At 63.7% G+C, this 22606-nt stretch carries 16 protein-coding genes and 2 tRNA genes; 8 read left to right on the top strand and 10 right to left on the bottom strand.

What is annotated here, in order from left to right:
* Window positions 1-170 precede the first annotated feature (170 nt).
* From AC1DIM_RS08610 to ilvD, 9 genes are all read right to left on the bottom strand, one after another.
* Window positions 171-1031, bottom strand: coding sequence for a hypothetical protein (locus AC1DIM_RS08610; RefSeq protein WP_477710069.1), 861 nt, complete (start codon window positions 1029-1031; stop codon window positions 171-173).
* A gap of 266 nt (window positions 1032-1297) precedes the next feature.
* Window positions 1298-2857: a methionine--tRNA ligase gene (gene metG / locus AC1DIM_RS08605; RefSeq protein WP_477710068.1), complete on the bottom strand. Its 1560-nt coding sequence runs from the start codon at window positions 2855-2857 to the stop codon at window positions 1298-1300.
* Window positions 2858-2890: 33 nt separating this feature from the next.
* A complete protein-coding gene (locus AC1DIM_RS08600; protein ID WP_477710067.1) occupies window positions 2891-3646 on the bottom strand; it encodes an ABC transporter ATP-binding protein in 756 nt (251 codons plus the stop codon).
* Complete coding sequence (locus AC1DIM_RS08595; protein ID WP_477710066.1) at window positions 3643-6438, bottom strand: ABC transporter permease; 2796 nt, start codon at window positions 6436-6438, stop codon at window positions 3643-3645. The genes AC1DIM_RS08600 and AC1DIM_RS08595 overlap by 4 nt, the downstream gene beginning before the upstream one ends.
* A gap of 204 nt (window positions 6439-6642) precedes the next feature.
* Window positions 6643-8232, bottom strand: a complete 1590-nt coding sequence (gene serA, locus AC1DIM_RS08590; protein WP_477710065.1) for a phosphoglycerate dehydrogenase — start codon at window positions 8230-8232, stop codon at window positions 6643-6645.
* 124 nt (window positions 8233-8356) lie between these two features.
* Window positions 8357-9382, bottom strand: a complete 1026-nt coding sequence (gene ilvC, locus AC1DIM_RS08585) for a ketol-acid reductoisomerase (protein WP_477710064.1) — start codon at window positions 9380-9382, stop codon at window positions 8357-8359.
* Window positions 9383-9483: 101 nt separating this feature from the next.
* A complete protein-coding gene (gene ilvN, locus AC1DIM_RS08580) occupies window positions 9484-9996 on the bottom strand; it encodes an acetolactate synthase small subunit (protein WP_477710063.1) in 513 nt (170 codons plus the stop codon).
* 2 nt (window positions 9997-9998) lie between these two features.
* Window positions 9999-11906, bottom strand: a complete 1908-nt coding sequence (locus AC1DIM_RS08575; RefSeq protein ID WP_477710062.1) for an acetolactate synthase large subunit — start codon at window positions 11904-11906, stop codon at window positions 9999-10001.
* Window positions 11907-12288: 382 nt separating this feature from the next.
* Window positions 12289-14010: a dihydroxy-acid dehydratase gene (ilvD, locus tag AC1DIM_RS08570; protein WP_477710061.1), complete on the bottom strand. Its 1722-nt coding sequence runs from the start codon at window positions 14008-14010 to the stop codon at window positions 12289-12291.
* 276 nt (window positions 14011-14286) lie between these two features.
* Between ilvD and AC1DIM_RS08565 the strand changes: the two genes are divergently transcribed.
* The 3 genes from AC1DIM_RS08565 to AC1DIM_RS08555 all read left to right on the top strand — a co-directional run bounded on the left by AC1DIM_RS08565 (window position 14287) and on the right by AC1DIM_RS08555 (window position 16785).
* A complete protein-coding gene (locus tag AC1DIM_RS08565; RefSeq protein WP_477710060.1) occupies window positions 14287-15444 on the top strand; it encodes a sunset domain-containing protein in 1158 nt (385 codons plus the stop codon).
* An 87-nt stretch (window positions 15445-15531) separates the two neighbouring features.
* On the top strand, window positions 15532-16593 hold the full coding sequence (locus tag AC1DIM_RS08560; protein ID WP_477710059.1) for a PQQ-dependent sugar dehydrogenase: 1062 nt from the start codon (window positions 15532-15534) through the stop codon (window positions 16591-16593).
* A gap of 116 nt (window positions 16594-16709) precedes the next feature.
* Window positions 16710-16785 (top strand) — tRNA-Lys (locus AC1DIM_RS08555).
* A 158-nt stretch (window positions 16786-16943) separates the two neighbouring features.
* Here the strand turns inward: AC1DIM_RS08555 and AC1DIM_RS08550 are convergent.
* Window positions 16944-17399, bottom strand: a complete 456-nt coding sequence (locus tag AC1DIM_RS08550; protein WP_477710143.1) for a MarR family winged helix-turn-helix transcriptional regulator — start codon at window positions 17397-17399, stop codon at window positions 16944-16946.
* Between the two features lie 94 nt (window positions 17400-17493).
* On the opposite strand from AC1DIM_RS08550, the gene bcp reads away from it, so the two are divergent.
* The 5 genes from bcp to AC1DIM_RS08525 all read left to right on the top strand — a co-directional run bounded on the left by bcp (window position 17494) and on the right by AC1DIM_RS08525 (window position 22557).
* The gene (bcp, locus tag AC1DIM_RS08545; protein ID WP_477710058.1) at window positions 17494-17967 is read left to right on the top strand and encodes a thioredoxin-dependent thiol peroxidase; all 474 of its coding nucleotides are present in this window, start codon (window positions 17494-17496) and stop codon (window positions 17965-17967) included.
* Window positions 17968-18114: 147 nt separating this feature from the next.
* A tRNA-Leu gene (locus AC1DIM_RS08540) sits at window positions 18115-18196 on the top strand.
* A gap of 241 nt (window positions 18197-18437) precedes the next feature.
* Window positions 18438-19115 (top strand): fasciclin domain-containing protein, encoded by a 678-nt coding sequence (locus AC1DIM_RS08535; RefSeq protein ID WP_477710057.1) that lies wholly within the window; start codon window positions 18438-18440, stop codon window positions 19113-19115.
* Window positions 19116-19301: 186 nt separating this feature from the next.
* The gene (locus AC1DIM_RS08530; RefSeq protein WP_477710056.1) at window positions 19302-20975 is read left to right on the top strand and encodes an ABC transporter substrate-binding protein; all 1674 of its coding nucleotides are present in this window, start codon (window positions 19302-19304) and stop codon (window positions 20973-20975) included.
* 79 nt (window positions 20976-21054) lie between these two features.
* Window positions 21055-22557 (top strand): malate:quinone oxidoreductase, encoded by a 1503-nt coding sequence (locus tag AC1DIM_RS08525; protein WP_477710055.1) that lies wholly within the window; start codon window positions 21055-21057, stop codon window positions 22555-22557.
* The last annotated feature ends 49 nt before the right edge of the window (window positions 22558-22606 follow it).

Genomic DNA, 22606 nt, shown 5'->3' with positions numbered 1-22606 from the left:
CGGACGGGTGGCAGTAGGTTGATCTGCAGCGGGCGCCTGAGGGTCGCTGTCCATGGTTCCCTCGCATGTTCGGCGGGAATGTGCCTGGGTGGCGGCAGGCGCCGTGCCGCTGTGGGCACGGCGCCTGCCACGGTGTTACCCGATGCCCTCGCGGGCATCAGTTACCGGGATTAGTGCTTGCGGTTCCCGGAGTGGCCGCCTTCCTGCAGCACCTTGCGGGCGGCTACTCCCGCAGCTGCGAGCATCATCACCATCAGCCCTGCAGCCCAGGGAGCAAGCCCCGTGTCAGTAGGTGCCACTGCGGTCTGGACATTGAACCCGGTGTTGGTGGCCACCGCGGCGGCTACCGCGACTGGTGGCACAACTGCGACTGGTGGCGCTACAACGGCACCGGTGGGAGTCTCAACCGGGGGCGCCGGCGTTTCCACCGGAGGAGTCTCCACCGGAGGAGTCTCCACTGGAGGTGTTACCACCGGCGTCTCCACTGGCGGAGTCGTCGGAGGCGTGACAACCTCAGGCGGGCAGGGCACACAGTCGTTGTTGTAGGTCGCCTGGCCGGTCTCGTCCCAGTTTTGGCCGTCCCGCTTGCTGCTCGGCGGAATGATGTCATCCCCGTGCTGCGCATGCTCCTTCAGCCCTTTGAAGTCAACCGTGATCTGCACATAGCTATCCGAGCCGGTGGCGTGGCAGATCGTGATCTTGTGGCCGTCGTCGCCGTTTCCGTTGCCGTGGCCGTCGTCTTCGGGGACCGTGCAGCCAGCCTTCCAGATGTCCATCTTGTCAAGGTTCTGGCCTTCCGGAATAACCTTCCCGTCATTGGCCGGGATGATGTCCTTCCCGTGGTCCGCGTGGCCTTTGAGCCCGTTCAGGTCGGTCGTCACCGAAACATAGGGGTTCTTGTCCCAGCCCGTGGCGTGGCAGACAGTGATCTTGTGATCACCTTTATCGTTGTTGTCACCTGCTACAGCCGGAGCGGTGGCACCGAGTAATGCGAGGCCCGTGACACCTAAGGCGGCAAGGATCCGTTTCATTTCCGTCTCCATCCATTGTCTGGTCCAAACTGATCAGACGGGAGGAGAAACGGCGCTCCGGTGCAAAGACGCAAAAGGCATACAGCGAGCATCGGAACGACGGTTCTCCCAGATGCGAATCATCAGTTTTGCTAACCCGACAAGGCTATGCAGCGCACTTCAGGCCTGTCTCCAGTACTCGTTACCCACATTCCGGGACTGCTCATACTGCCTTTGCCCGATCCGTACTCAGTTCGGCTACTCACAAGTAGTCAGACCGGACCTTCCTAGGCTTCGGCAGGTTCCTCATATTTCGGGAATACCGGCGAGGGTGCGGGCAGGGACGTTCCGGCGACAATCGGCGTGGTGAGCGCCGCGAACTGGCGCGCTTCGCCCTCAGGCTGGCCGAGGGTATCCAGCAGAGCCGCCATGGCATTGGGCATCACCGGCTGCGCCAGGATGGACACAATCCGCAGCACTTCGAGGGTGACGTACAGGACTGTATTCATGCGGCCGACGTCGGTCTTCCGCAGCACCCACGGCGCCTGCTCGGCGAAGTAGGCGTTGGTGTCCCCCAGTACGCCCCAGATGGCCTCCAAAGCGCGGCTGAATTCCTGCTTTTCGAAGGCTGCCCTGGCGGTCTCCAGCAGCCCGTTGGCCTGCCCAAGGATCGCCGTGTCTTCAGCGGTAAAGGCTCCAGGCACGGGAACTTTGCCTTCGCAGTTCTTCGCCACCATGGAAAGGGATCGCTGCGCGAGGTTGCCGAAGTTGTTGGCCAGGTCCGAGTTCATCCGCCCCACAATGGCCTCGTGGTTGTAGCTGCCATCGGCACCGAACGGGACTTCGCGGAGGAAGAAGAAGCGTACCTGGTCCAGGCCGTACTGTGCCACGAAGTCCGCCGGGGCCACGACGTTGCCCAGGGACTTGGACATCTTCACACCGTTGTTATGGAGGAAGCCATGGATCATGACGCGCTTGGGCAGCTCAATGCCTGCACTCATCAGGAACGCGGGCCAGTAGATGGCGTGGAACCGCGAGATGTCCTTGCCGATGATGTGCACGTCAGCCGGCCAGAACTTGCGGAAGGCCGCCGACTCAACGTCGGGGTAGCCCACCCCGGTCAGGTAGTTGGTGAGYGCATCCACCCAGACATACATGACATGCTTATCGTTGCCGGGAACCGGTACGCCCCAGTCAAAGGTCGTGCGACTGATGGAAAGGTCTTCCAGACCGCGCTTGACGAAGCTGATGACCTCGTTAAACCGCGACTGCGGAGCTCCGAATTCGGGCTGGGCCTCGTAAAGCGCCAGCAGACGGTCCTGGTAGGCCGACAGGCGGAAGAAATAGCTCTCTTCCGCCGTCCAGGTGACTTCGGTGTCCGTCTCCTTCGAGTAGCGCACGCCGTCGTCCTTCACCACGGTGTCGTCTTCCACATAGAACGCTTCGTCGCGGACAGAGTACCAGCCCTCATACTTGGACAAGTAGATGTCGCCGTTAGCTTCCATCTTCTTCCAGATCGCCTGCGACGCGACGTAGTGATCAGCGTCCGTGGTCCGGATGAAGCGGTCGTACGTGATGCCCAGGGCAGCGTGCGCGGCTTTGTATACCTCGGCGTTTCGGTCCACCAGTTCCTTGGGCGTGATGCCCTCTTTCTCGGCCGCCTGCGCAATCTTCATGCCGTGCTCGTCGGTGCCCGTCAGGAACATCACCTCATGCCCGTCGAGCCGCTTGAAGCGGGCCATGGCGTCGGTGGCAATGTACTCGTAGGCATGCCCGATGTGGGGCACGCCGTTCGGGTAGGTGATGGCCGTGGTGATGTAGAACGGGGATTTCTCTGAAGCAGTCACGTGCGGACGGTACCTTTGGTGCGTAGGGGCGGGCTAGATGAGTTCAGTCAGCGTATCGCTCAGGCGGACGAGTTCATGGTCGTGCGAAGCGACCAGCACCGCGATTCCGTCCGAGGTGGTGTCCTTGAGGATGCTGATGATGCGGTTGGCGGAGGCCCTGTCGAGGCTGGCGGTGGGCTCGTCCACCACCAGTACACGGGTACCCAGGATCAGCGCACGGGCAATGGCCACACGCTGACGCTCACCGCCGGAGAGCTGCGCGGGGCGGTGACGCATCCGGCGGCCAAGGCCCACCAGGTCCAGGAGGTCCTTGGCCATGTCGCGGCGCTGGTCCACCTCGCCATCGGGCACTGCGGGCAGCAGGACATTCTCAAGGGCGCTCATGCCGTCAATCAGGGCGCCGCCCTGGTCCACGTACCCGATCAGGGCACGACGGCGGTCGGCGATTTCGTCGTCGCCCATGCTTTCGAGCGAATCGCCTTCCCAAAAGACGCGGCCCGACGTCGGCAGTGTGAGTCCGGCGCCGACAGTCAGGATGCTGGTCTTGCCCGAGCCGCTTCGGCCGGCGACGCAGTGCATCTCGCCGGCGTGCAGGGTGAGGTCGAAGCCCTCGACGACGCTGACGGCTTCCGCACCGCCCTTGCCGCCGCCATAGCGGATGGTGATATCGCTCAGTTCCAGCGGGGTCTCGTGGTCCGCGGCCTTGACGATGGTGTTGGCACGGGTCTGCAGGGGCGTGTCAGCAGCGCCGGACCTCCGGCTCCGGTAAACATTCGTCTGGTTTGTCATTGGACCACTTTCGTTGCAATCGGTATCCAGCAAAGTACAGCCACGAGGCCGGCGGCGGCGGCCCACAGCGCGGCATACGGGGCAAGAAGGAGCCCGATGCCCAGCGCGCCGAGGACACCCAGTGGCAGGGCCACTGATCCCACCAGCGCATTTTCGAAGAGCCGGACCTGGCGGAGCATGTCCGGATTCCAGCCCATTGCTTCGAGGATCCCCAGGTACTGGCGTTTGGCGTTGAGCTCAAACCTTCCCGTCACCAGTGTCAGGATTAGTCCAACCGCGACGCCCGCGAGGGCCAGCAGCATGCTGGGCAGCGCCACGCTCGCCGCGGCCAGGCCGCTGAGCGCACTCGCCCCGGCAGCTCTCGGAATGTCGATCAGCAAAGCCACCAGGCCACCGACTGCGGCCCCGAACACGCCAACTGCCACTGCCAGCGACAAGGTGTTGAACTTGTTGGTGCTGAGTTGGCGGTTGGCGAACGTCAGGGGCGAATCGACGGGGATCAGCCGCTCGTCATGCTGCGGCTCCTGGTCAACTTCGTCGCGGTGCCGAAGCTGCTGGGCCGCGAAGACGGCCGCCGCAGCGTAAAGGGCCAGGACTGCGGCGGACACGATGGCCGTGGTCAGGCTCCAGCTCACCAGGCTCAACACGATGCCGGCAGCCGCGAGCAACGCCGCGCCCACACCGAATTCCTCCAGCACCCAGGACCGGATCCGCCGCTGGGTCCAGCCCATGGCGCGCAGGGTCCCGGCCTCGCGTTTGCGTTTCCGGATGTAGCTGACAGTGGAAGCGCCGGTCAGCAGGGCTGCTCCGCACAGGGTGAGGAACAGCAGCGTGACGTTGGTGCCTGTCAGTGAGCCGGTGACGGCGTCGGCCGCGTTCTGCCGGACCCAGGACTGCTGGACGGTGCCCAGCGGTGACTCCTTGCCGGCGTCGTCCTTGGAGTAGCCGGGGACAAAGATGCTGGCATCCTCGCGCGCTGAACCGGCCACCACGGTGGCCTCCAGTCCCATGTCACGGATTTCACCGGCAAGTTTTTCGACGTCGGGCTGGGCTTCTTTCCAGTTGCCGGGAGCCTTGGCCCGGACCCGGACGGCGTCGATCACTGCGGCATTTTCCTTGTAGCCGCGGGCGGCGGCAAGGCCGTAGTAGTCCGTGATGGCACCGGCTGACTGGCTGGCCAGTCCGGTGGCACTGAGCGAGGGCTTGAGGTCCGTGGCGGCCACGGCCTTGCCGCCTGCATCTTTGGTGAGGGTCAGGGGCGTCGGATCGTAGCCACCCAGGGGCAGCCGGTTGACGTCGCCGGCGGCTGCTTCAACGGCGGCAGGGTCGAACGTCCCGTAAACCATGGCCAGCGGTGCGGCGTGCTTCGTACCCGTGGCAAGGTTCTCGCGGTAGGACCGTTCGTCCACCGGTTCACGCTGGGTCTGGTCCACAGGGGCACCATTGGCGCCCTTTTCCGGCAAGCGGTTCACGGTGACCCAGTCCCCCGGCGTGGCCGTCTTCCCGACTGCCCCGTTGGCAGCTTTCTCGCCGTCCGTGTACTTCGGCGCGGCAGCAAAGTCAGTGCTCCACGTAGCGGGAGTGTAGAGGCCCTGGTTGAAGTTGCCCTGGGCGCCCATGAGCGACGAATGGTCGGTGGAACCTGGCCAGGACAGTGCGAACGGGTCCTTGGAAACGAACGGCAGGTAGTCCTTGTCCAGGGAACGCGAGGCTGTGCCCACTTCCTTGACTACCTTGCCGGCGGCGTCGATCTCTTCAATTTTGACGTTGTACTTCAGGTCGAGGGAGGTTCCCGAGCGCACGATCAGCGGGATGCCCTGGGAGTCAGCGGTGAGCTGGCCGGTGCGCTTGGCCTGCTGGTATTGGGTCATCAGCGGCGCCCAGTACTTGAGCTTAACGCCCAGGAAGTCAGGCCCATCCTGCAGCTCTTGCATGCTAATGCCGTTGGTGAAGAGGCTTTCGAAGTGCCGGCCGATCGCTCCGGCGTTGCGGGCGTCAGCGGGCGGGGCCTTCTCCAGCGGAGCGAGGAAGTCGCCGGCGGAGCCAAGCAGGGCGCGCTCGGCCACAGGGTCGACGGCGACGACGGACTCGGTCACCTCGGGTGACAGGGGCAGGGACACCGACAGGTTGAAGAGGTTGTGTTCGGAACCACCGGCAGGGGCGGGGAATTTGATGCCCGTCTCGCCCGCGGGAGGTGCAATCCGGATGCTCTTGCCGCCAGCCGTCTGTTCCTCAACGAGCTTGGCCTTGCCCAGGGACCCTTCGGCCGAGGACTTGAACAGCACCTGTTCGGAGACGCCGTCGGAGCTGACGGCGCTGGCGGTGAGACGGTACTTCTTCGGCGTGTCGCTCAATACGGACTCGGCGGCGGGCCATTTGGCGGGGTCGGTGGCACCGGCCGCCTGGTCGGCAGTGGCAGTGCCGGCAAGCCCTGAGTTGTACCCCAGGAAGTCCATCGCATCGAGTCGCGGTGCTTCCAGGTTTTGTGTCACTCGTGACACCAGGCTGATGGGGGCAGCCACCGAGGTTTCGGACAGCTTCCGGATGGCATCCAGCTGGTCAAAGCCGATGCCTCCCCCGCCGTTGGCGATCTCCGGCTGCATGAGGGCCGAGGATCCTGCCTTGGCCTGGACGAGGACATCGTAAAGCCCCCGGGAGTTCTCATCCACCGTCCTCTTAAGCGCGGCCTGCGACTGGCCTTGGACGAGGACCGACAAGCACATGGCTGCGATCAAGATGGCCGCGGTCAACAGCAGCACTTTGCTTCTGATGAACCTCTGGACGGCGTTCATTAAGCTCCCTGAAACCTGGATTGCGTGTGCACACATCAGTCCGCCCGGAGACGGACATGGGCGATTAACCCGTTGGTGTGCGAAAAGGTATTGGCCGGCCTGCCGGCTGGGTCCCGATCGGGACCAGCCACTTTAAGCAGACCGGCCAATCATACGTGGCTGGATGCGGACGCGCCCAAGCGGGCCGTGCCGCACGGCGTTTCCTTAGTCTTCGAGATCGACTTCGCGGACCATCTCGGCGCCGATGCCTGCCTTGATCGCATCAAGCACCTGCTGCGGAACGGACGAGTCGATGGTCAGCAGGGCGAGAACCTGGCCGCCCTCGGCCTGGCGGGCCACCTGCATGCCGGCGATGTTGATGTTGTTCATGCCCAGGATGTGGCCGATGGTTCCGATCACACCGGGGCGGTCGGCGTAGGAGACCACCACGAGGTGCTCGCTGATGGGGATTTCGACGTCGTAGCCGTTGATGCCCACCAGTTTCTGGACCTGTTTGGGGCCGGTCAGCGTACCCGCCACAGAAATCTGCGTACCGTCGCTGAGGGCTCCGCGCAGGGTGAGGACGTTGCGGTAGGACTCCGTGTCGGGCGTGGTGATCAGCCTGACGTTGATGCCACGCTGTTCGGCGATGACGGGGGCGTTGACGTAGGACACCTGTTCGGTCACGATGTCCGCGAAGATGCCCTTCAGGGCGGCAAGCTCCAGGACCTTGACGTCCAGGGACGAGATTTCGCCCGCCACTTCAACGTCGAACTGGGTCAGCGACGCGTGGGTCAATGCGGTGAAGATGCGGCCCAGCTTTTCGATCAGCGGGATGCCTGGCCGCACGTCCGGGGCAATGACGCCGCCGGCCACGTTCACGGCGTCGGGTACCAGTTCGCCGGCCAGAGCCAAACGCACCGACTTGGCGACCGAGACGCCGGCCTTCTCCTGGGCTTCGTCCGTGGACGCACCCAGGTGCGGCGTGACCACCACGTTGTCCATTTCGAAGAACGGCAAGTCGGTGCTGGGCTCCTTGACGAAGACGTCCACTCCGGCGCCGGCGATCTCGCCGTCCTTCAGGGCAGCATGGAGGGCTTCCTCGTCCACCAAGCCGCCGCGGGCGACGTTGATGACGTAGGCGGTCTTCTTCATCTTCTTGAACGCCTCGGCACCAAGCATGCCCACCGTTTCGGGTGTCTTGGGCATGTGGATGGTAATGAAGTCCGACTGGGCGAGCAGCTCGTCCAAGGTGACCAGCTGCACGCCCAGCTGGGCTGCGCGGGCGGAGGTGATGTAGGGATCGTAGGCGAGGATCTTGGTGTCAAAGCCCTTCAGTCGGGCCGCCACGAGGGCGCCGATCCGGCCCAGGCCAATGATGCCGATCTTCTTCTCGTAGAGTTCAATGCCGGTGTACTTGGACCGCTTCCATTCGCCCTCCTTGAGTGCGGCGCTGGCCTGCGGGATGTGGCGCGCGAGGCTCAGGATGTGGCCCACCGTCAGTTCGGCGGCCGAGACAATGTTCGATGTCGGGGCATTGACCACCATGACGCCTGCCTGCGTGGCGGCCTTGATGTCCACGTTGTCCAGGCCTACACCTGCACGGGCAATGACCTTGAGGTTCTTGGCGGCGGCAATCGCTTCGGCGTCCACCTGGGTGGCGGAACGGACCAGGATCGCGTCCACGTCCACGATGGCGGAAAGCAGCTGGGAGCGGTCTGAGCCGTCAGTCTGGCGGATTTCGAAGTCCGGGCCCAGAGCCTCGACGGTGGCGGGCGAAAGTTCTTCGGCGAGCAGTACTACGGGTTTTGACACGAATGATCCTCTGCGTTGCAGTCCTTGGGATGGAACAAGTCTAGGCGGACGGAAAGGCCGGGCCCACATTGTTAAGTGGACCCGGCCTCACTAGGGCACCCTGAAGGGCGCCGGCAGAGCAGCCTTAGCGGGCTGCCGAGCCTTCTACATAGTCCGAGTCCTGCTGCTGCCACGCGAACAGGGAGCGCAGCTCGCGGCCGACTTCCTCGATGGGGTGCTTTTCGGCCTTGGCACGCAGCGCCTTGAACTCGACGCCGCCGTTGTCCTGGTCCTCAATGAACCGCTTGGCGAAGGCACCGCTCTGGATGTCCGCGAGGACAGCCTTCATGTTTTCCTTCACCTCGGGGGTAATGACGCGCGGGCCGGAAACGTAGTCGCCGTACTCTGCCGTGTCGGAAACGCTCCAGCGCTGCTTGGCGATGCCGCCTTCCCACATGAGGTCAACGATGAGCTTGAGCTCGTGCAGCACCTCGAAGTAGGCGATCTGCGGCTGGTAGCCGGCTTCGGTCAGGGTCTCGAAGCCGTACTGGACCAGCTGGGACACGCCGCCGCACAGGACGGACTGCTCGCCGAAGAGATCGGTTTCGGTCTCTTCGGTGAAGGTGGTCTTGATGACACCGGCGCGGGTGCCGCCAATGGCCTTGGCGTAGGACTTGGCCAGGTCCCAGGCGGAACCGGTAGCGTCCTGCTCCACGGCGATGATGTCCGGGATGCCGCGGCCGGCTTCGAATTCGCGGCGGACGGTGTGGCCCGGAGCCTTCGGAGCGATCAGGATGACGTCGACGCCTTCAGGCGCCTTGATGTAGCCGAAGCGGATGTTGAAGCCGTGGGCGAAGGCCAGGGCCTTGCCTGCGGTCAGCTTGTCCTTGATGGAATCGTTGTAGATGGCGCGCTGGTGCTGGTCCGGAGCCAGGATCATGATGACGTCGGCCCATTCGGCGGCGTCGGCGACAGTCTTGACCGTGAAGCCTGCATCCTGTGCCTTGGCGATCGAGGAAGAGCCTTCCTTGAGGGCGATGACAACTTCAACGCCGGAGTCGCGCAGGTTCAGCGCGTGGGCGTGACCCTGTGAGCCATAGCCAACGATTGCGACTTTGCGGCCCTGGATGATGGACAGGTCGGCGTCGTCGTCGTAAAACATTTCAGTCACTTGCGTAACTCCTTTTGAGTGGATTTCTGGTGTAAATAGTCTGTGGTGCTGCGGTACTGAACGGGCGTTGCGCAGCAGGCGGAGCGGGCTCCACCGGCCTGTTATGCGCTGCGCAAGGCCCTGTCACTCATGGAGCGGGATCCCCGTCCAACGGCCAGGGTGCCGGACTGCACAATTTCGCGGACGCCGAAGGGCTCCAGCACTGAAAGCAGCGCCGTGAGCTTTTCGGGATGGCCTGTTGCTTCAATGACCACGGAGTCTGTGGAGACGTCAACCACTGAAGCGCGGAACAGGTCTGCAGCCTGGGTCACCTGCAGACGAGTTGCGGCATCCGCACGTACCTTAACCAGGATGTGGTCGCGCTGTACGGAAGATTCGGGAGTCAGCTCAACAATCTTGATCACGTTGACCAGTTTATTGAGCTGCTTGGTGACCTGTTCAATCAGTTCACCATCAGCGTCGACGACGACGGTCATCCGGGACATGCCCGGAACTTCCGTCGGGCCAACGGCCAGGGAGTTGATGTTAAAGGCACGGCGGGCGAACAGGCTCGCGACGCGGGTCAAAACACCGGGCTTGTCTTCAACCAGAACGGACAATGTGTGGCGGGTCATGTTCAGTCCTCCTCTTCCCATTCCGGGGTCATGTTGCGGGCAACCTGGATCTGGTCGTTGCTCACGCCGGCGGGCACCATCGGCCACACCATGGAGTCGGGGCTCACCACAAAGTCGATGACCACGGGGCGGTCATTGATTTCGAGGGCCTTCTGGATGGTTGCATCGATGTCCTCGTCCCGTTCACAACGGAACGAAGCACAGCCGTACGCGTCAGCCAGTTTGACGAAGTCCGGGATACGGACGGTCTCATGGCCGGTGTTAAGGTCGGTGTTCGAATACCGGCCCTCGTAGAACAGCGTCTGCCACTGACGGACCATGCCCAGCGACGAGTTGTTAATGATGGCAACCTTGATGGGGATCTTGTTGATGGCGCAGGTGGCCAGTTCCTGGTTGGTCATCTGGAAGCAGCCGTCGCCGTCAATTGCCCAGACCACACGGTCCGGGGCCCCCACCTTGGCTCCCATGGCGGCAGGAACGGCATAGCCCATGGTGCCGGCGCCGCCTGAGTTCAGCCAGGCGTGCGGACGCTCGTACTTGATGAACTGCGCGGCCCACATCTGGTGCTGGCCCACGCCTGCGACGTAGATGCCCTCCGGACCAGTAAGCGCGCCGATCCGTTCGATGACACGCTGCGGTGCGGTGAGCCCATCCTCCGGCTCGGTCCAGCCCAGCGGGTAGGTTTCCTTCAAGTTGTTCAGGAAGGCCCACCACGTGGTGAGGTCCGGGGTGCCGGACGCTTCAAAGTGCGAGCGGACGGCCTCGGTGAGCTCGGGGATGATTTCCTTGACGGATCCCACGATCGGCACGTCGGCGGTTCGGTTCTTGGAGATTTCGGCGGGATCAATGTCCGCGTGGATCACCTTGGCGTTCGGCGCGAAGGACTTCAGGATTCCCGTCACCCGGTCATCAAAGCGGGCACCGAGGGTGATGAGCAAGTCAGACTGCTGCAGGGCCGTTACGGCAGACACCGTGCCGTGCATGCCCGGCATGCCCACATGCTGCGGATGGGAGTCCGGGAAGACTCCACGCGCCATCAGCGTGGTAACAACGGGCGCGCCGGTCAGCTCGGCCAGCTCGCGGAGTTCCGCAGCAGCGTGGGCCTTCACGACGCCGCCGCCCACGTACAGGACCGGCTTGCTGGCGGCAGCGATCAGCTTGGCCGCTTCGCGGACCTGCTTGTTGTGCCCGCGGGTGACGGGCCGGTAGCCGGGGAGGTCAATTTTCGGCGGCCAGGAGAACGTCATCTGGCCCTGTTGGGCATCCTTGGCCACGTCCACCAGCACCGGACCGGGACGACCGGTGGAGGCGAGGTGGAACGCTTCGGCCATGACATGGGGGATGTCGTTCGGGTCCGTCACCAGGAAGGAGTGCTTGGTGATCGGCATGGTGATGCCAACAATGTCSGCTTCCTGGAATGCGTCGGTGCCGATCACACCGCTGGATACCTGGCCGGTGATGGCCACCAGTGGCACGGAGTCCATGTGGGCATCCATGATGGCGGTAACGAGGTTGGTGGCACCGGGGCCGGAGGTGGCGATGCAGACGCCCACCCGTCCGGTAACCATGGCGTAGCCTTGCGCGGCRTGGCCGGCTCCCTGTTCGTGACGGACCAGGACGTGATTCATTCTGGAGGCCATCAAGGGGTCATAGGTAGGCAGGATCGCGCCACCGGGCAAACCAAAAATATCGTCCACGCCGAGTTCTTCGAGCGAACGGACAATAGCTTCTGAGCCGGTCATCACTGTTGGGGGTACAACGGTGTTCGGCCCAAGGACAGGAGAGACAGCAGCAAGATCAGTGACGACGGCGGCATGGTCAGCCGTTTTGTCGGCACGTTCCGGAGCCTTGGGGGCTCCAGGGGACTTAGTAGCCATCAGCGAGGGGCTGATCGGCGATCCTTTGCTCATCGGACTCTTCCTTGTGGATCATTGGTGTTTCTTGGAACTTCGGAAAATAAAAAAACCCCTCAGCCTGGCGGCTCTTCGAGGGGTTGCGCGTGACGGTACGTTACCAGTCGGGCTATGCTGCCACGCGCTTGGTAAGGACGACGGATACACCCAAAACGGTGCCGACGGTAACGGTTGCGATCATGCAGTCAGTTTTCCCTCTGAGTGAGATGCATGTCAACGGGGGTGGTACACATCTCACCATATGGACTTCATTGTCCAGCAATTGGCCACGTCTCCCAACTAGGTAGCAGCACATGTCGGTCTGAGCGCTCATAACGACATCTACTGCTACCTAGTTGGGCCCACCCAGCGGCTAGGGGTGAGCCCCACCAAACGGTGCTTACCCGCAGTAGGCGCCGGTGGAGGCGCTGTGGACGAGCTTGGCGTACTTGGCGAGCACACCCTTGGTGAACTTGGCCGGCAGGGGCTCCCAGCCAGCCTTGCGGGACTCAAGCTCGGCTTCGTCGACCAGCAGGTCGAAGGAGCGGGCCGCGATGTCCACGCGGATCCGGTCGCCGTCCTTGACGAAGGCGATGGGGCCGCCGTCGGCTGCTTCGGGTGCGACGTGGCCGATGCACAGGCCGGTGGTGCCGCCGGAGAAGCGGCCATCGGTCAGCAGCAGGACGTCCTTACCCAGCCCGGCACCCTTGATGGCGCCGGTGATGGCGAGCATTTCACGCATGCCCGGGCCGCCCTTGGGGCCCTCATAGCGGATGACGACGACGTCGCCGGCCTTGATCTTGCCGTTATCCAGGGCATTTAGGGCCCCTTGCTCGCGCTCGAACACGCGGGCGGTGCCTTCGAAGACGTCGGCGTCGAAGCCTGCGCTCTTAACGACGGCGCCTTCCGGAGCCATGGAGCCGTGCAGGATGGTGATGCCGCCGGTCTTGTGGATCGGATTGTCAAGGGCGCGCAGGATCTTGCCATCCAGGTCCGGCGGGTTGATCGCGGCCAGGTTCTGGGCAACGGTCTTGCCCGTCACGGTGAGGCAGTCACCGTGCAGCAGGCCGGCGTCGAGCAGTGCGCGCATAATGACGGGCACCCCGCCGATCCTGTCCACGTCGGTCATGACGTAGCGGCCGAACGGCTTGAGGTCGCCCAAGTGTGGGATCCTGTCACCGATGCGGTTGAAGTCGTCGAGGTTCAGCTCAACCTCGGCCTCGCGGGCAATGGCGAGCAGATGCAGGACCGCGTTGGTGGAGCCGCCGAAGGCCATGGTCACTGCGATGGCGTTTTCGAAGGCCTTCTTGGTCATGATGTCGCGGGCGGTGATGCCCAGGCGCAGCAGGTTCACAACCGCTTCGCCGGACTTGCGGGCGAACTCATCACGACGGCGGTCTGCCGAGGGCGGAGCAGCGGAGCCGGGCAGGGACATGCCGAGCGCCTCGCCGATGCAGGCCATGGTGTTGGCCGTGTACATGCCGCCACAGGCGCCTTCGCCCGGGCAGATGGCCTTTTCGATGCGGGTGAGGTCTTCCATGCTCATCTTGCCGGCGGCGCAGGCACCGACCGCTTCGAAGGCATCAATGAGGGTGACTTCCTTTTCGGAGCCGTCCTCCAGCTTCACCCAGCCGGGCATGATGGAGCCGGCGTACAGGAAGACACTGGCCAGGTCCAAGCGGGCTGCGGCCATGAGCATTCCCGGCAGGGACTTATCGCAGCCGGCCAGCAGGACCGAGCCGTCGATGCGCTCTGCTTGCATGACGGTTTCCACGGAGTCGGCGATGACTTCACGGGAGACCAGGGAGAAGTGCATGCCCTCGTGGCCCATCGAGATGCCGTCAGAAACGGAGATGGTGCCGAACTGCATGGGGAAGCCGCCGCCGGCGTGGACGCCTTCCTTGGCGCCCTGGGCCAGCCTGTTCAGTGACAGGTTGCATGGCGTGATTTCGTTCCAGGAACTGGCGACGCCGACCTGGGGCTTGGCGAAGTCGTCATCGCCCATGCCTACGGCACGGAACATGCCACGCGCAGGGGCGGCATGGATCCCGTCGGTGACGACCCGGCTGCGGGGCTTGATGTCAGGCTTCTTCGCGATTGTTCCTTGGGCGTCGTCACTCATGGCTCAAAGTCTATGACTCCGAAGCTGATGTGGACGACCGGGCAGCGCCGCTTTTGGCCAATTTCAAGAATATTTCGATCAAATAGTGGACTCTTGTCTCAAATAATAAGATTGCTGAGGGCTGTGGGTGCTTCGCGGGAGCCCGCACACGATCCCGCGAGCCCAGTCCGGGCGTCGAACCGGCCGCCACGTGCTGCAACGACCTAGACAGTCCCGTTCGCACCGACGTACCGTCGTGAAACGGCAACCATGCCATCCGGACTGAAAGGCCCCGCTATGGATTTTGTCTTCTGGATCATTGTGATCGTACTGATTGTCGGCATTGTGTGGTGGCTGCTGAACCGAAGCAACTCCACGAATAAGGGCAGCGCTGCGCCCCGCCGGGCAGACGGGGGCCTCTCCGGCGGGAGCGCGGCAGCCTCGGCAGAAGCGGCCGGCACTGCCGGCCTCCCCGGGGCCGCAGGTTTCGGCAGCGCGGCGGAACCCACTCCGCCGACCACCGCCGACGACCACCTGGAGCCTTCTGACGCGCCCGGACACCAGCAACCTGGCGGTGCACCAGAGCCTGGCGGCGCACCAGAGCCTGGCGGTGCACCGGAGCCTGGCCGCGAACAGAACGCAGTCGAAGGACAGGAAGCCGGCGCCGCCCAGGAATTCCGGACGACCGAACCCCTGGAGCTCAGGAAGACCGGCCTTCCCGCAGAAACCGCGGTTGCTGCGGAGTCCTTGACGCCACAGGAACCCATGGCGCGTCAGGAACCCATGGCGGCCCAGGGACCAGCGGCAGGCCCCGAGCCCACAACGCCGATCGAGGCGATGGCACGCGAGGATGCGTCTGGCGGCGAGGGACCCGCCGGCCGGCAGGACGAGAACGAGTGGGAAACACAGTGGTCAGAAACTGGCGGGTCGGCCCACTCGGCCGGGGCCGGGTCTGCCGGCGTTGCAGCCGCTGGCGCTACAGCCACACCGCTGGCCGCACCGGCGGCAGCGCCGGAGTCCGCCCCGGCGGCAACCGAAAACCCCCACTACGTCCATCACACCGAGTACACCGACCCGCACGCCCCCACCCTCCCCGGAGCCGAAACAGCCGCTGCGGACGACCTGCCGGGAGATGACTCTGCAGTAGGGGACCAGGAATCGCCCCGGACAACTGACGGGCCGGCAGCACAAACGGCGCCGGCTGCCGGCTACGAGCCGGCGACTGAACCGATCGGCCACCTTGCGGCGGAGCACCCCTACGGCGCCGGCTCAGCCTCGCCCGGCCCTGACGGCAGCGGCCCGGCCGATTACGTGGTCAAGGGGGACGCCGGCGCGATGGTCTACTACGAGGAAGGGCACCCGGACTATGAGCAGACCACGGCAGGTGTCTGGTTCGAGTCGCCGGCCCACGCGGAGGCCGCGGGATTCCGGGCACCCCGGCGAACCCGCTTCTGACCACACCGCAAGGTCGGCCCGGTCCTTCCGGGCTGCAGGACTCACCGCCGGGGCCATGGCGCTGTGCCTCGCGCTGTTTCTGTCAGGATGCACAGGGAATGGAAACGACGCCCCCACCGGGAGTATTACGGGGACGGGTGCCGCCCCACCGGCGCGGGCGATCAGACCGGCAGCGTCGCCGTCCCGGCTGCTGCCCCAAAAGTCCTGAAGCGCCTTGATCTGCAGCTCAACATTCCGTGGGCCGCTGTATTTCTGCCGAACGGCACTGCGATCATCTCTGAGCGTGAATCTGCGCTCCTCAAGGCTGTGAAGGATGGCCGCGCCACCACGATGGGCCAGGTGCGCGGCGTCAGCCCGGCAGGGGAAGGGGGCCTGCTTGGCCTCGCCCTCTCCCCCAACTTTGGAACCGACAGCTACCTCTACCTTTACTACACATCGCCTCAAGACAACCGCATCGCCAGGGTCAAGCTGGCCGAAGCACCGGGCGGCTCCCTGACCTTTGATGAGCCGCAGGTGGTTTTCACCGGCATCCCCAAAGCATCGACCCACAACGGCGGCAGGATCCGGTTTGGCCCGGACGGTTGTCTCTATGTGGGCACCGGCGACTCCCAGCGCAGGGAGCAGCCGCAGGACCCGAACGCGCTGGGCGGGAAGATCCTGAGGATCACCGCTGACGGCCAACCAGCCCCTGGCAACCCCTTCGGCAACGCGGTGTACAGCCTCGGGCACCGGAATGTTCAGGGACTCGCCTGGGACAGCGAAGGGCGGCTGTGGGCCAGTGAATTCGGCCCGGACGTCAATGATGAGCTCAACCTGATTGTGCCGGGCGGCAATTACGGGTGGCCCGCAGTAACCGGCGCGCCACACCGCGGGGAATACCTGGATGCCAAGGTCGTGTGGCCGTCGACGGCGGATTCCTCACCCAGCGGCCTGGAGATTGCTGGTTCCACGGCATACCTCGGAGCCCTGCGCGGCGAGCGACTCTGGACCGTTGCCCTGAGTGGCGAGGACGCCGGCACGCCTGTGGCGCATTTCACACGGGAATACGGCAGGATTCGGGACGTCATCCGGACCCCCGACGGCGGGTTTTGGCTGCTCAGCAACAACCAAAACCCTGATTTTGTGCTGGTTCTGGCCCCGCCGACCTAAGCGCCTGCATCCGCTGCCCTCTCGATTTCACATGCACCGGAAGTTCGTGTAGAGTTTCATGTCGTTGCGGAGATCAACGGGGAAAGAAAAAGTCACGAAGATCGCCGCAAAGAGATGCACCTCTAGCTCAATTGGCAGAGCAATTGACTCTTAATCAATGGGTTCCGGGTTCAAGTCCCGGGGGGTGCACCAAGGGAAAAACAGCCCCTGGCACGCGGAAACGCTGCCAGGGGCTGTTTCTTTTATGTGTCCCAAAACCTCCAACTAAAAACCGGCACCACCGCTGCGGAATCTGCAGGAGTGATGCCGGTGAGTTTCCCGGGCTCGGCGAATGATGCCGCCGGGCGTTCCTACCCGAGCGGAGCGCCGTCCACCAGGGCGCGGGTGGCCGGTGACGAGAACTGGCTGGCCAGTTCCCGGACGACAGCCTGAAGCTCATGCCGCAACAGGTCAGGATCGATGGTTGCCGCGGCCAGCACCGAGCGCTCCATCTCTACGGCGGCGTCGGCCGCTTCCCGGCCGCTGTCGGTGAGGGATACCACCTGGCTGCGTCGGTCAGAAGTACTGCGCACGCGTGCGATGTGGCCGTGGGCCTCCAGCCGCGTGAGAGTCTTTCCCATGGTCTGGGCCTGTACCCGGACAAACTGGGCGAGCTGCGCCTGGGTCATGGGACCTTGGGCTGCGAGCACTTCAATGGCTATCACACCTGCATGCGTCAGGCCGATGGCACCGAGCTTTTCGTTCCAGGAGTGTTCCACGAGGCGCGCCGCGGTGGACAATAAGCGCCCTGTGGGCCAGCGATCCATGTCAGGCATACCTGCAAGTATAGCTAAGGCTGGTTAGCATCGATTCCGGATGCTAACTAGGGTGGAATGTCCCGCTCGCAAATAGGAGACAACATTGGCTGAAAGACTTTTGACCGGTGACGTGGCGCCCGGCTTCACTTTAAAGGATTCGTCGGGTCAGGACGTGAGCCTGGCTTCCGGCCGGGGCGCAAACACCATCGTCTATTTCTACCCGGCGGCCTCCACCCCCGGTTGCACCAAACAGGCATGCGACTTCCGCGACAATCTGGCCTCCTTCACCGCGGCCGGCTACCGCGTGCTGGGTATATCCCCCGATTCAGTCGAAAAGCTCGCCACGTTTGCCGCCAACGAAGGCCTCAGTTTCCCGCTGCTTTCAGACGAAGACCATGCTGTGGCCGAGGCCTATGGGGCCTGGGGCGAAAAGAAGAACTATGGACGGACCTACGAGGGACTGATCCGTTCCACCATCGTGATCGATCCTGACGGCAAGGTGGCGGTGGCCCAATACAACGTGCGGGCTACCGGGCACGTGGCGAAACTGCGTCGCGACCTCAAACTGGACGCGTAGCTAAAACGCCTCTGCAAGGACGCCGCCGGGCCGGGGCTGCCAGGATGGGCACCCGGCCGAGGCTACAATGGAAACTGGCATCCGCCGTCGTACGTTTTGCTCCCGGTCCAGTCCGCTGGCCAGAGCAGAGACACCGTCAGCTGCCAAGCGCGAGTGGTGAAATTGGCAGACACGCAGGATTTAGGTTCCTGTGCCTTCGGGCGTGGGGGTTCAAGTCCCCCCTTGCGCACATCAACACAGAGATCCCGGGCCCGACGGTCCGGGATCTCTGCATTTAACCCCATGACCCCAATAAACACTGATTGAAGAAAGTCCTTTCGATCCACCCATCCATCTCGGAACTCCGCCCGAATACCCCATGAGACACCAGCCAAGGGCAGGTGCCCGATAGTCGGAAAAGGTCACGCGGCAGGCGCCTCGTCTGCGGCAGACAAGAAATCGGCAGAAACCAAATAACTAGGAGAACCGAAATGCAGTCTTTCAAGCGCACATCCTTCACCGTCGCAGGCGTTGCAACTGCAGCCCTGCTTAGCCTTACGGCTTGCGGCGGATCGACCACAACAGCACCGAGCTCCTCCGCTCCCTCCGCTGCACCGACGACCTCCAGCATGGCCCCTTCACCGTCAATGACCGCCAGCGCCGCCGCCATGGATCCGGCAGCAAACCTGGTGGGCACGGGCTGCGCCGGCTACGCAGCAAAAGTCCCCACCGGCGCGGGTTCCGTTGCCGGCATGGCCCTTGACCCGGTGGCGGTCGCCGCCTCGAACAACCCCATCCTGACCACGCTCACGGCCGCCGTCTCCGGCAAGCTGAACCCGAAGGTTAACCTCGTGGACACGCTCAACGGCGGCGAATTCACGGTCTTCGCCCCGGTGGACGACGCGTTCGCAAAGATCGACGCGGCAACTATCGAAAAGCTCAAGACCGACGACGCCCTGCTGAGCAAGATCCTGACCTACCACGTGGTCCCGGGCCAGATAACCCCTGACAAGATCGCCGGCACGCACGCCACGGTCGAGGGCGGTTCTGTCACGGTGACCGGCAGCGGGGATACGCTCAAGGTGGACGGCGCCAGCGTTATCTGCGGCGGCGTCAAGACCAAAAACGCCACAGTCTACCTGGTCGACTCGGTGCTGATGCCTAAGTAAACAGTCTGGACCGCCGCCGTCCATCGGCGGCGCCCGGGACCCGTAGCGGCCTGTTCCTACCAGGGACGGGCCGCTACTCTGCGCGGGTGGTGGGGTTACGGGGAACACCAAGCCCCGTCAACTAGACTGTGTCCCTGGCCCCCACTAGGCGGCGCCGGCCAGAAACAGCCCAGAGGTGATAGACGAGTGCCCAGCAGTACATCGCGGCGAACGGTCATCAAGACCGGCGCCGTTTTTATGGCGTTAGGCCTGACGGCCTGTACAGGCACCCCGTCGCCGTCACCGTCGTCAACGTCACCCACGCCTTCCGCCACGGCGTCGGAGCCCACCGCAACGTTCACCTTCGGCACGGCGTCTCAGCCGTTGGGACTGGACCCGGCGCTCTCGAGCGATGTGGAAAGCTATCGGATCACTCGCCAGATCCTCGAAGGCCTGGTGGGAGTCGACCAGACCACCGGAAAACCCACGCCGCTGCTGGCGACGGAATGGGCCGATTCGAACGACGGCCGCACGTACACCTTCAAGCTCCGGACCGGTGTCTTCTTCCAGGACGGCACGCCATTTAATGCCGATGCGGTCTGCCACAACTTCAACCGCTGGTTCGCGTTCCCGGCGGAACTGCGCAAGCAAGCGCCGGGCAGCTCGTTCAAGAGCGTGTTCAAGGCCCATTCCGATGACGCCGCACTCTCTATTTTCAAGAGTTGCACGGCCGAGGCCCCGGACACCGTCCGGATCGACCTCACCCAACCTTTCACGGCCTTCCTACAGGCACTGACCCTGCCGGCCTTTGCCATCGCCTCCCCCGCAGCACTCGCCTCAGGCACCGCTGATGTGCTGAACCAAACCCGGTACGGCAACCCCGTCTCGGCCTTTGCCACCAACCCTGTGGGCACCGGGCCGTACAGCCTGGCCGAGTGGGACGAAACCAGCGTCCGGCTCGTCACCCACAAGGGTTACTGGGGCGATCGTGGCCAGATCGCCACCATCAACTTCGTCACGTACGACCACCCGCAGACACGCCTGCAGGCCCTCCTGGATGGCAAGATCGACGGTTACGACGCCGTCACGGTGGGGAACTTTGATCAGCTCGTCAAACGGGGCATGCAAATCGTCCAGCGCGACCCGTTCTCGGTGATGTATCTGGGCATGAACCAGGACGTTCCGATCCTGCAGAACCTGAAGATCCGCCAGGCCGTTGAGTTGGCGATCGACAAGGACACCCTGATCCGCAAGTTCTTCATCGATAACACTGCCAAGGCCACACAATTCGTCCCGCCCAAGATCAGCGGGTTCAACAATGAAGCCCCGGAGTTGGGCCATGATCCGGCCAAGGCGAAGGCCAACCTTGCCGAAGCCGGCTATGCCGGGGAAGAACTCCGCTTCTATTACCCGCTTAACGCCACCCGCCCGTACCTCCCCACACCGGAGAAGATCTACGCGGAGCTCAGCAGGCAACTGACCGCCGTCGGGTTTAATATCAAGCCCGTCCCGGTGGACTGGTCTGACGGCTACCTCCAGAAGGTCCAGTCACCGGGCGATCACGCCCTGCACCTGCTGGGCTGGAACGGCGCCTATTCGGACGCCGAAAACTTCGTGGGCCCCCTGTTCGGCGAAAAGAACGGTGAGTTCGGTTACCAGGATCCGCAGGTCTTTTCCAAGATCAACCGGGCGCGGGGCCTGCCCGCCGGCAAGGAACGTGATGAGCAGTATCACACCATCAATGCCCAGATCGCGGCCACCGTCCCTGCAGTTCCCATCGCCTTCCCCATTTCGGCGCTGGCCCTCTCGGACCGGGTCAGCAGCTACCCGGCGTCCCCGGTACTAAGTGAAGTTTTCACGAAGGTGCAGCTAAAGCCTTGACGCCCGGGCCCAATTTCAGTATGCGGGCCGGGCAGGGATATTCTGTGACAGCCAGAGCCGCTGCTATCGGAGACTGATTGTGACCTTCATATCCAAGACCCAACATGCCGACGTCGTACTGATTGGCGGCGGCATCATGAGCGCCACCCTCGGGGCGTTCATCAAGCAGCTCGAGCCGAACTGGACCATCTCCCTGTTCGAACGCCTGGACCAGCCGGGCCTGGAAAGCTCCGACCCCTGGAACAATGCCGGAACGGGCCATGCCGCACTGTGCGAGCTCAACTACTCCCCCGCAGCCAAGGACGGCTCGGTGAACCCTGCCAAGGCGCTGCTGATCAACGAACAGTTCCAGCTGTCGCGGCAGTTCTGGTCCCATTTGGTTCAAGAGCAGCTGATCGGCTCGCCCAAGGGCTTCATCAACACCGTCCCGCACATGAGTTTTGTGATCGGTGAGAACAACACCAACTTCCTCAAGACCCGCTACGAAGCGCTCAAGTCCCACACCCTGTTCCGCAGCATGGAGTACTCCGAGGACCACGCGCAGATCGCCAAGTGGGCGCCGCTGATCGTCAAGGGCCGCGACCCCAAGCAGCGCATCGCCGCCACCCGGGCGGCTGAGGGCACCGACGTCGACTTCGGGGCGCTGACCCGTGAGCTGACCACCTACCTGGGTAATAACGGCGTCGAGGTCAACTATGGCCACGAGGTCACCGGCATCACCAAAGCGTCCGACGGCGGCTGGGACCTTTCGCTGAAATATCCGGCTTCCGGCGAGCACGGGAAAATTCACGCCAAGTTTGTGTTCGTCGGTGCGGGCGGCGGCGCGTTGCACCTCCTGCAGGCTTCCGGGATCCCGGAGAGCAAGGGTTACGGCGGATTCCCTGTATCAGGCCAGTTCTTCCGCTGCACCGACGAGACCCTTGCGGCCCAGCACAGCGCCAAGGTTTATGGCCAGGCTTCCGTGGGCGCCCCGCCCATGTCCGTCCCGCACTTGGACACCCGCTACGTCAACGGCAAGCGTTCCCTCCTGTTCGGCCCGTACGCCGGTTTCTCCACCAACTTCCTGAAGAACGGCTCCTACCTGGACCTGCCGCTGTCCATCCGCCCCAGCAACATCATTCCGATGCTCGCCGTGGCCAAGGACAACATGGACCTCACCGCCTACCTCGTCAAAGAGGTGGCCAAGCGCCATGGCGACAAGGTGGAGGCGCTTCGCGAGTACTACCCCGAGGCCAAGGACGGCGACTGGGAACTGATCACCGCCGGCCAGCGCGTACAGATCATCAAGAAGGATCCGAAGAAGGGCGGCGTGCTGCAGTTCGGGACTGAAGTGATTGCCGGCCGCGATGGCTCAATCGGTGCGCTCCTGGGCGCGTCGCCCGGAGCGTCGACTGCGGTACCCATCATGATCGAACTGATGCAGAAAGCCTTCCCGAAAAACTTCAAGGGCTGGCAGGGCAAGCTGAAGGACATGATGCCCGGCTACGGCGTCACGCTCGACGAGAACCCGGACCTGGCTGCCGAGCTCGAAGCGGCAAGCGCCAAGGCACTGCAGCTGGAAACCGTTCCCGCCCACCACTGACACATCGCCGGCCTGTCGGGCAGGTCCGGTCCCAGCAGTCCGTCAAACC

Source organism: Pseudarthrobacter sp. 01T43, assembly GCF_056398665.1.
The sequence above is the reverse complement of the archived record's forward strand: the minus strand, read 5'-3'. Positions and strand labels throughout refer to the sequence as shown.